Origin of the sequence: Streptomyces sp. YIM 121038, assembly GCF_006088715.1 — a bacterium.
GTDB lineage: Bacteria > Actinomycetota > Actinomycetes > Streptomycetales > Streptomycetaceae > Streptomyces.
This window is the reverse complement of record NZ_CP030771.1, coordinates 5,523,639-5,532,500: the sequence shown is the minus strand read 5'-3', so window position 1 is coordinate 5,532,500 and position 8,862 is coordinate 5,523,639. Positions and strand designations below refer to the sequence as shown.

9 protein-coding genes (1 of these 9 cut by a window edge) are annotated in these 8,862 nt (G+C 73.1%); 3 read left to right on the top strand and 6 right to left on the bottom strand.

Annotated elements, in window-relative coordinates; all coding sequences use genetic code 11:
• On the top strand, positions 1-412 hold the final stretch of the coding sequence (trpS, locus tag C9F11_RS23625; protein ID WP_138961149.1) for a tryptophan--tRNA ligase. It extends 626 nt beyond the left edge of the window; 412 of the gene's 1,038 nt are visible here — the last part of the coding sequence; the start codon falls outside the window, past its left edge; its stop codon occupies positions 410-412.
• On the opposite strand, the gene C9F11_RS23620 is transcribed toward trpS, so the two are convergent.
• Complete coding sequence (locus tag C9F11_RS23620) at positions 340-1,389, bottom strand: helix-turn-helix domain-containing protein (RefSeq protein ID WP_138966905.1); 1,050 nt, start codon at positions 1,387-1,389, stop codon at positions 340-342. The two genes, trpS and C9F11_RS23620, sit on opposite strands and share 73 nt — an antisense overlap.
• A gap of 119 nt (positions 1,390-1,508) precedes the next feature.
• Between C9F11_RS23620 and C9F11_RS23615 the strand changes: the two genes are divergently transcribed.
• Entirely contained in the window at positions 1,509-2,126 is a 618-nt protein-coding gene (locus C9F11_RS23615; protein ID WP_138961148.1) for a cysteine hydrolase family protein, read from the top strand.
• A 104-nt stretch (positions 2,127-2,230) separates the two neighbouring features.
• On the opposite strand, the gene proC is transcribed toward C9F11_RS23615, so the two are convergent.
• The 4 genes from proC to C9F11_RS23595 all read right to left on the bottom strand — a co-directional run bounded on the left by proC (position 2,231) and on the right by C9F11_RS23595 (position 5,934).
• Positions 2,231-3,058, bottom strand: coding sequence for a pyrroline-5-carboxylate reductase (gene proC / locus C9F11_RS23610; protein WP_138961147.1), 828 nt, complete (start codon positions 3,056-3,058; stop codon positions 2,231-2,233).
• Between the two features lie 101 nt (positions 3,059-3,159).
• Entirely contained in the window at positions 3,160-3,897 is a 738-nt protein-coding gene (locus C9F11_RS23605; RefSeq protein WP_138961146.1) for an ABC transporter permease, read from the bottom strand.
• Positions 3,898-4,319: 422 nt separating this feature from the next.
• Positions 4,320-5,168: an ABC transporter ATP-binding protein gene (locus C9F11_RS23600; RefSeq protein WP_138961145.1), complete on the bottom strand. Its 849-nt coding sequence runs from the start codon at positions 5,166-5,168 to the stop codon at positions 4,320-4,322.
• Between the two features lie 259 nt (positions 5,169-5,427).
• Entirely contained in the window at positions 5,428-5,934 is a 507-nt protein-coding gene (locus C9F11_RS23595) for an EamA/RhaT family transporter (RefSeq protein ID WP_138961144.1), read from the bottom strand.
• Positions 5,935-6,096: 162 nt separating this feature from the next.
• Here C9F11_RS23595 and C9F11_RS23590 point away from each other — a divergent pair, with 162 nt between their 5' ends.
• Entirely contained in the window at positions 6,097-8,373 is a 2,277-nt protein-coding gene (locus tag C9F11_RS23590; protein ID WP_138961143.1) for a serine/threonine-protein kinase, read from the top strand.
• Between the two features lie 72 nt (positions 8,374-8,445).
• On the opposite strand, the gene C9F11_RS23585 is transcribed toward C9F11_RS23590, so the two are convergent.
• Complete coding sequence (locus tag C9F11_RS23585) at positions 8,446-8,763, bottom strand: SH3 domain-containing protein (RefSeq protein ID WP_171075826.1); 318 nt, start codon at positions 8,761-8,763, stop codon at positions 8,446-8,448.
• Between the last annotated feature and the right edge of the window lie 99 nt (positions 8,764-8,862).

Below are 8,862 nucleotides of genomic sequence, written 5' to 3'. Positions count from 1 at the left end.
CTATCTGCTGGACGAGCCGGACGTGGTGCGGAAGAAGATCATGCGGGCCGTGACGGACAGCGGCAGCGGGGTCGCGTACGACCGCGAGGCCCGGCCGGGGGTGGCGAACCTGCTGGAGATCCTGGCCTCCTGCACGGGTGGGAACCCGGCGGAGCTGAGCGGTGCGTACGAGTCGTACGGGGCGTTGAAGAAGGACACCGCGGACGCGGTGGTGGAGCTGCTGCGGCCCGTGCGGGAGCGGCACAAGGAACTGGTCGCGGACACGGCGTATGTAGAGGAGGTGTTGCGGGCCGGGGCGGAGCGGGCCAGGGGGATGGCCCGGCCGACGGTCGATGCCGCCTATCGGGCGATCGGGCTGCTGCCCGCTGCTGCCGAGGTGCCCGCGGCGGTGCCGGTGAACGAGGCGCGGTAGGCGCGTGGGCTGGTGGCGAGGCGCGATGCGAAGTGCTGCCGCATCGTGATCTCGCTGCCGAAGCCCGCGCGGCGGGCGACCTCGGGCATGGGCAGGTCGGTGCGTTCCAGAAGCTTCTGCGCGGCGGCGACGCGTTGGTCGAGGAGCCAGCGCAGGGGGGTGGTGCCGGTCGCCGCGGTGAAGTGGCGGGCGAAGGAGCGCGCCGACATGCCCGCCCGGGTGGCCAGATCGGCGACGGTGAGCGGCTCGTGGAGGTGGCGGAGGGCGTATTCGCGGACGGCGGCCAGGGCGTCGGCGTCGCGGTCGGCGCGGGGTGTGGGGTGCTCGATGAACTGCGCCTGGCCGCCGGTGCGGAAGGGCGCGGTGACCATCGAGCGGGCGATCGTCGCGGCGGTCTCGGAGCCGTGTGCCCTGCGGACCAGGTGCAGGCACAGGTCGATTCCGGCGGCGGTGCCCGCGGCGGTCCAGATGTTGCCGTCCTCGATGAACAGGGCGTCGGGCACGACGTCGACGAGGGGGTGATGGGCGCGCAGCAGATCGACGAGGTGCCAGTGGGTGATGGCCCGGCGGCCGTCGAGCAGGCCCGCCTGGGCGAGCGTGAAGGCTCCGCCGCAGAGGGCCGCGACGGGGATGCCGCGGGTGTGGGCGCGGCGCAGGGCTTCGAGGATCGGAGGCGGTGCGGGGGTCAGGTGGTCGTCGAGGCCGGGGACGACGATCAGGTCGCGCTCGGTCAGTCGGGTCAGCCAGGTGAGGGTGCGGTCGGGGGTGAGGCTGAGGCCGCCGCGCATGGGGACGGACCCGGTTTCGGCGGCGACGCGGCGGAGGTCGAAGGGGGGTACGCCGCGGTCGCTGCGGTCGGCGCCCCAGACCTCGGTGATCACGGAGACGTCGAAGGCGCGGATGCCGGGAAACGCGAGCAGGGCGATGCGCTGCGTGACGCCGCGCCGAGGGCTCGGGGGTGCCGGGGTCGTGGGCACCGGGGTGGTGGGGTGCGGCTCGGCGGCGGTGGGCACTGTGGGCACGGTGGCAGTAAACCATCGATCGGTGGCTTCTGTACCTCTGGGGCGGCGGGCCCGGGAGCGGCAGCATCGAGGGCATGGAGATCGCAGAGAACGCAGCACTGATCGTGGTGGACGTACAGCAGGGCTTCGAGGAGGTGGAGTACTGGGGAGAGCGGAACAACCCGGAGGCGGACGACAACATCGCCGCGCTGATCAGGGCCTGGCAGGAGACGGGGCGTCCGGTCGTGTTCGTACGGCACGACTCGGTGAAGCCGGACTCGCCGCTGCGGTCGGGGTACGCGGGCAACGGCTTCAAGGAGTACGTCGAGGAGCGGCGTGGGAAGGGGGCCGGTGGTGAGCTCCTGGTGACGAAGAGCGTGAACTCGGCCTTCTACGGGACGCCGGATCTGGACGCCTGGCTCAAGGAGGCGGGGATCTCGCAGTTCGTGGTGACCGGGATCCAGACCAATATGTGCGCGGAGACGACGGCGCGGATGGGCGGGAACCTCGGGTACGACGTGCTGTTCGCGCTGGACGCGACCTACACCTTCGACCTGGAGGGGCCCTTCGGCTGGCGGCTCGCGGCGGAGGAGATCGCGCGGGCGACGGCGGTGTCCCTGCACGGGGGCGGGTTCGCGGAAGTGGTGACGACGGACAAGCTGATTGCCGCAGCATCCGGTCCGGCCGGGACATCCAGCCCGTCCGGCGTTTGAGGACGAGGCCGGAGGCCGATGGCGGGAGGCCGATGGCGGGAGGGGTCCGGGGGTGGCATCCCCCGGACCCGGGGCCGGGGGCCCGGCGGGAGAGGGCCCGGCTGTCAGCCGCTGCCGGAGGCGAGTTCGCGGCTGCGGTCGCGGGCGGCCTCAAGGGCGGCGATGAGCGCGGCGCGTACTCCGTGGTTCTCGAGCTCGCGGATGGCGTTGATCGTGGTGCCGGCGGGCGAGGTCACGGCCTCGCGGAGCTTCACCGGGTGCTCGCCGCTGTCGCGGAGCATCACGGCGGCGCCGATCGCGGCCTGGACGATCAGGTCGTGGGCCTTGTCGCGGGGCAGGCCGAGGAGGATGCCCGCGTCGGTCATGGCCTCGACCAGGAAGTAGAAGTACGCGGGGCCGGAGCCGGACAGGGCCGTGCAGGCGTCCTGCTGGGTCTCGGGGACGCGGAGGGTCTTGCCGACCGCGCCGAAGATGTTCTCGGCGTGAGTGAGGTGGCCGGCGGTGGCGTGGGTGCCGCCCGAGATGACGGACATGCCCTCGTCGACGAGGACGGGGGTGTTGGGCATGACGCGGATGACGGGGGTGCCGGTGGTCAGGCGCTCCTCGATGAAGGAGGTGGTGATGCCGGCGGCGGCGCTGATGACGAGGCGGTCGGCGGCGACGTGGGGGGCGAGTTCGTCGAGCAGCCTGGCCATGTCCTGCGGCTTGCAGGCGAGGATCAGGGTGTCGGCGCGCTTGGCGGCCTCGGCGTTGGTGAGGGCCTCGACGCCGTAGCGGGTGCGGAGCTCGTCGGCGCGCTCCTGGCGGCGGGTGGTGACCAGGAGCTCAGCGGGCGCCCAGCCACTCCGGATCATGCCGCTGAGCAGGGCTTCGCCGATCTTTCCGGTGCCGAGGACCGCGACGGTCTGGCTCGGCTTGCGCGTCTGGCTCATGTGCGAGGGCCTCTCCCGGGGTGCGTCGTCGGGGTCATCCTCGCATCGGGCGGGGTGGGGCGCGGCGGGGCGTCCGGTGGGCGGACGGTCGCGGTCCGTGGTCAGGCCGTGCGGCGGCGCAGGGTGGCGGCGCCCAGGGCGAGGACGAGGACGGCGCAGGCGGCGACGATGACGGCGTCGCGGACGAAGGTGCCGGTGATGTCGGGGTGGCGCAGGACCTCGTTCATGCCGTCGACGGCGTACGACATGGGCAGGGCGTCGGAGAGGGCTTCGAGGACGGGCTGCATCTTGTCGCGGGGCGTGAACAGGCCGCAGAGGAGGAGCTGGGGGAAGATCACCGCCGGCATGAACTGGACAGCCTGGAACTCGGAGGCGGCGAAGGCCGAGACGAACAGGCCGAGCGCGGTGCCGAGCAGGGCGTCCAGGAGGGCGACCAGGAGCAGCAGCCAGGCGGAGCCGGTGACGTCGAGGCCGAGGCCCCACAGGGCGAGGCCGGTGGCGAGGGCGGACTGGATGATCGCCAGGGTGCCGAAGGCGAGGGCGTAGCCCGCGATCAGGTCGCCTTTGGCGAGGGGCATGGCGAGGAGGCGTTCCAGGGTGCCGGAGGTGCGTTCGCGCAGGGTGGCGATGGAGGTCACCAGGAACATCGTGATGAGCGGGAAGATCCCGAGGAGGGAGGCGCCGATGGAGTCGAAGGTGCGGGGGCTGCCGTCGAAGACGTAGCGCAGGAGCAGCAGCATCACGCAGGGGACGAGGACGAGCAGCGCGATGGAGCGCGGGTCGTGGCGGAGCTGGCGCAGGACGCGGGCGGCGGTGGCGAGGGTGCGATGGATGTTCATCGTGGGCTCCGGTGATGCCTGGGTCGGTGATGTGCGGGGTGAGTGGGGCCGGGGGTTCTAGAGGTGGCTGAGAGTTCTTAGGGGCCAGGGCTCCTGGAGTGCCGTTCGAGAGCTCACGGGGTGGTCGGAGCTCCTGGAGTGGCCAGGGGTGCCGGGGGCCTTTGGGGTGCCGGGGGCTCACAGGGTGCCGGGGGCTTTTTGGGAGCCAGGGCTCCTGAAGTGCTGAGGGCTCCTGGGGCGTCGGGGCCTGAGGCCGTCGGAGGCTTCTGAGGCCGTCGGAGGCTCCTGGGGTGGCCAGGGCTCCAGGGGTGCCGGGGGCTCCAGGGGTGCCGAGGGCTCCAGGGGTGCCGGGGGCTCCAGGGGTGCCGAGGGCTCCAGGGGTGCCGAGGGCTCCAGGGGTGCCGAGGGCTCCAGGGTGGGGGTCAGGGGAGCTGTGGCTCCCGGGTGTCGTGGGCCTGGGCGGCGGTGGGTTCGTCGGGGTGCCGCGTGGCGTTCGCCTTGTCGACGAGGTGGAGGAAGGCCTCCTCGACGGTGCCGGTGCCGGTGCGTTCGCGCAGGGCGTCGGGGGTGTCGTCGGCGAGGATCTCGCCCTCGCGCATGAGGAGCAGGCGGTGGCAGCGTTCCGCCTCGTCCATGACGTGGGAGGAGACGAGGATCGTGGTGCCGCGTTCGTCGGAGAGGGTGTGGAAGAGGTTCCACAGGTCGCGGCGGAGGACGGGGTCGAGGCCGACGGTGGGCTCGTCGAGGACGAGGAGTTCGGGAGCGCCGAGGAGGGCGACGGCGAGGGAGACGCGGTTGCGCTGACCGCCGGAGAGGTTGCCCGCCAGGGCGTCGGCGTGGCTGGTGAGGTCCACGTCGGCGATGGCGCGGGTGACGTCCTCGCGGCGGCGGGCGGCGGCGGGGCCGCGGCCGGGGGTGAGGACGGCGGCGAAGTACTCCAGGTTCTGGCGGACGGTGAGGTCCTCGTAGACGGAGGGGTCCTGGGTGACGTAGCCGATGCGGGAGCGCAGGGCGGGGGTGCCCGCGGGGTGGTCCAGGACGTCCAGGGTGCCGGTGACCTTGGCCTGGGTGCCGACGACGGCGCGCATCAGCGTGGACTTGCCGCAGCCGGAGGGGCCGAGCAGGCCGGTGATCTGGCCGCGCGGGACGGTGAAGGTCAGGTCGCGCAGGACGGTGCGGTGGCCGCGGACGGCCTTGAGGGTGTGGGCGTGGATGGCGGCCGGAGCGGTGGCCCGGGCCGGGGCACGGGGTGGGGTCGCAATATTCATCATGCGATGAATATTGCTCCTGGGGAGCCCCACTCGTCAAGGTGCCGACCGGGGGCCGGGCCCTCGCGGGCGCGCCCCGGGCCCGCCCCTTCCCGAAACCAGGGGGCTCCGCCCCCCGGACCCCCGCTATCGACGCTTCGCGCCTCGTCCTCAAACGCCGGACGGGCTGATGGCTGCCACGTGCTCAAACGCCGGACGGGCTGGAGGGCTGCCACGTGCGGCAGCCCTCCAGCCCGTCGGAGGGAGGTGGTGGGGTCGGTCCTTACTTCTGGCGGCGCTTGCGCTTGGCGGGGTTGCCCGCCCGGCGCTTCGTGCGGCGCTCGTACTGGTCGCGCGCCGTCTCGTACTCCTCGCGATGCAGCCGCTCGCCCGGGGCCTCCTTCAGGGAGCGGAAGAAGTAGGCGAGGAGGGAGCCGATGAAGCCGATGGTCATCAGGCTGCGCATGGACGCCACCGACTGCGGGTCGTGGCGCTTGGAGAACCCGTCCCACGTGCGCCGGAACGCGATGGCGCTGCAGATGGCGAACATGACCACGACCAGCACGTTCACGAAGGTGCCCACGTCCGCGATCTCCAGGCCCTGGTACGCGAAGCGCAGCACCAGGCAGCCCGCGGCCGCCGCCACGAGGGAGCCGGCCGCGACGCCGACGCGGCGCGCGGCGTAGCCGTCGGTGTGCTCCAGCCACGTCGTACCGAAGAAGCGGATGGGCTCGGGGAGGGGGCCCGCCGGAGTGCCCTCGGTCTGTTCGGTACGTCGTTCGTCGCTCACGTCCTCGATTATCGCCCGGCCGTCCTTCCCCGTGCCGCGGCGGCGCGAGCGGTCGGGAGCGGGGCGAAGGGCGGGCCGCCTTGCCCCACCTCCGGGACCGGCCGCTAATTTGTGCGGGCAGGTAGTTATACGGAGGACGACCGGTACCGGGAGGTCGAAGAGGTGTCGCTCCGCTCAGGGGACCCTGAGGAGATCGGTGGCTATCCACTGGAGTCGCGGCTCGGCTCCGGTGGCATGGGCACGGTCTTCCTCGCACGTACGGCGTCGGGGCGGCCGGTCGCGCTCAAGCTGATCCACCAGCAGTTCGCGGGCGACGAGGAGTTCCGCATCCGGTTCCGGCAGGAGGTCGCCGCGGCCCGCCGGGTCAGCGGCGCGTTCACCGCGGCCGTGGTCGACGCCGATCCCGAGGCACAGCAGCCGTGGATGGCCACCGCGTACATAGAGGGCCCCACGCTCGCCCAGCGCATCGCCCAGCGCGGTCCCATCGTCGGCATGGAGCTGCGTACGCTCGCCATCGGGCTCGCGGAGGCGCTGCGGGACATCCACCGCGCCGACGTGGTGCACCGCGATCTGAAGCCGTCGAACGTCGTGCTGTCCGCCGAAGGGCCGCGCGTCATCGACTTCGGCATCTCGCGCGCCGCCGACCAGCAGACGCTGACGATGACGGGGCGGGTCATCGGCACTCCCCCGTTCATGTCGCCGGAGCAGCTCCAGACGCCGCGCGGTGTCGGTCCCTCGTCGGACGTCTTCTCGCTCGGCACGCTGCTGGTGTACGCGGCGACGGGGCAGGGGCCCTTCGACGCGGACAGCCCGTACATGACCGCGTACCAAGTCGTGCACGAGGCTCCGACCCTCGACGACGTCCCGGGCGCGCTGCGTACGGCCGTCGAGCCCTGCCTCGCCAAGGACCCCGCCGTCCGGCCCACCATCGACGAGCTCCTCGTCCGGCTGCGGGACCTGCCGGTGGACCTCGGGGCGGCGGCCGGGGACGGCGGAAGCCGGACGCGGGACACGGACACGCAGCACCATCTGTCGGACACCTCGGGCGCCACGGGCGCATCGAGCGCCGCCGGCACCTCAAGCGCCCCTGGCGCCGCGAGCGCCTCTGACAGCTCGGGCACCTCTGACGGCTCTGGCCCCGCGCCCGCCCGTGGTCTCGGCGGGCGGCTGCGCCGCCGCTGGCGGCCCGTGCTCGCCGCGGTCCTGGGCGTCGCCGTGATCGCCGGCTGTGTCGCGCTGCTCAGGCCGGGCGCGGACGGCCCCGGCGGAGACGGTCCTGACGACAACGGGCGCAACATGGCGGTGGTCGGTTCGCCGCTCCCCCACGGTTTCAAGGCCTGGCGGCAGACGGTGCCGCCGGGCGGGGCGAAGCTCCCGGACGAGCTGCGCTGCGTGCCGCGGGGCGACTCGGCGTACTGCGGGGGCGGCGGTGTCATCGCCACCCGGATCCGCGTCGCCGACGGCCACCGGATGTGGACGGCGCACCACCCGGGCGTCCCCATGCAGAACACGTATCTGGTCGGCGTGTCCGGGAACACGGTCCTCGGCTACCGGCTGCTCCCGGACGACTCGGGCCCCGGCGAGGTCGTGGCCCTCGACGCGGCCCGGGGCAAGGAGCTGTGGTCGGCCCGGTTCGGCAGCAAGTCGATGGCCGTGACGGGCCGTTCCGACGACGCCGAGGTGATCGGCTCCACCGTGGTCATGCTCAACGCGGCCCGTACGCACGTCGAGGGCCGCGCGGTCCGCTCCGGGAAGGTGCTGTGGAGGACCCCGGTCCCGGCGGGCGCCGTCTGCTCGCCGCTCACCGCCGGGGGCCAGGCCCACGTGATGTGTGCTCCCGCCACCGAGGTGGAGGCCACCGCGATCCGGCACGCCACGGTGCGCGGCCTCGATCCCGCGTCCGGGACCTTCGGCAGGGCGGTCGCCCTCCGAGGGCCGCTCCAGGTGCTCGGCGCGTACGACGGACGGCTCGTCCTGGCCAAGGAGCGGGTGGGCGAGATCGGCGTCGTCGAGTACGAGTCGGTCGTCCACGTGGACGTGGCGCGGGGCAAGGCCACGACGGCCCGGCTGCCGAAGCGCTACGGCGGCTCCCCGAGCCTGGCCGCCGGGACGGTGTACTTCACCGAGCAGAACGGCGAGGTCAGCGCGGTCGACGCGGTGACCGGCAAGCTCCGGTGGACCCGGCAGGCGGGCGTGGAGGGGGCGTCGGGTCCGGTCGCCGGGCCCGGGGCGCTGTACTTCAGCTCGGCGAGCGGCCGCGTCGCCGCGCTCGCGCCGCGCGACGGCAGGCGCCTCTGGACGGCCGACCCCAAGGCCAACGGCTCCGCGGAGGTGGGCACGAGCCCGCGCGTCGCCCTCGCGGGCCGCGCGGCGATCGTGACCGGGGCCGGGAACCTGGTGTACGCGTTCGACACGGCGAAGCCGCCGAAGTCCGGGTGAACCCCGGGCCCGGCGGCCTCCCGTACCGGAAGCACCACAGGTCAGCGGCGCCGGTCAGCGTTACGGCGCCCCTCAGCAGCGCGGCGCCACGTAGCCGTTGCTGCCCGTGCGCACATAGGTGTCGGAGACATAGCGTCCGCTGCCGATGCGGTCCCAGATCTTCGACGTCCCGGTGGGGCCGGTCACCGTCTCGCCGGGCTTCTGGCAGCCGATGGTGACGAAGGTGCCCGCGGAGAGGCGGCCGACCTTGTCGTACGCGGTGCCGGGGCCCGAGCGGACGTTGACGTCCTCGACGATCGCGTACCGCCGGGCCGTCGCCGCCTCTATCGTCAGTGCCGCCCCGTCCGCCACATCCGCGGTCGCGGGCATCGTCAGTTCTTCGCTGCTCATGGTGATCCCCCGTGTGTCCCCGTGTTCCACGTGAAACGGGCGGCGCGGGCCGCCCATGGCATGTACTCCACACCATAGACGCGCCCGCGCGCCACGCCA

Bases quoted from the DNA above. Each gene is read 5' to 3' on its own strand.
- C9F11_RS23600 (WP_138961145.1), bottom strand. From the start codon at position 5,168: ATGATGAATATTGCGACCCCACCCCGTGCCCCGGCCCGGGCCACCGCT.
- proC (WP_138961147.1), bottom strand. From the start codon at position 3,058: ATGAGCCAGACGCGCAAGCCGAGCCAGACCGTCGCGGTCCTCGGCACC.
- C9F11_RS23615 (WP_138961148.1), top strand. From the start codon at position 1,509: ATGGAGATCGCAGAGAACGCAGCACTGATCGTGGTGGACGTACAGCAG.
- C9F11_RS23585 (WP_171075826.1), bottom strand. From the start codon at position 8,763: ATGAGCAGCGAAGAACTGACGATGCCCGCGACCGCGGATGTGGCGGAC.
- C9F11_RS23605 (WP_138961146.1), bottom strand. From the start codon at position 3,897: ATGAACATCCATCGCACCCTCGCCACCGCCGCCCGCGTCCTGCGCCAG.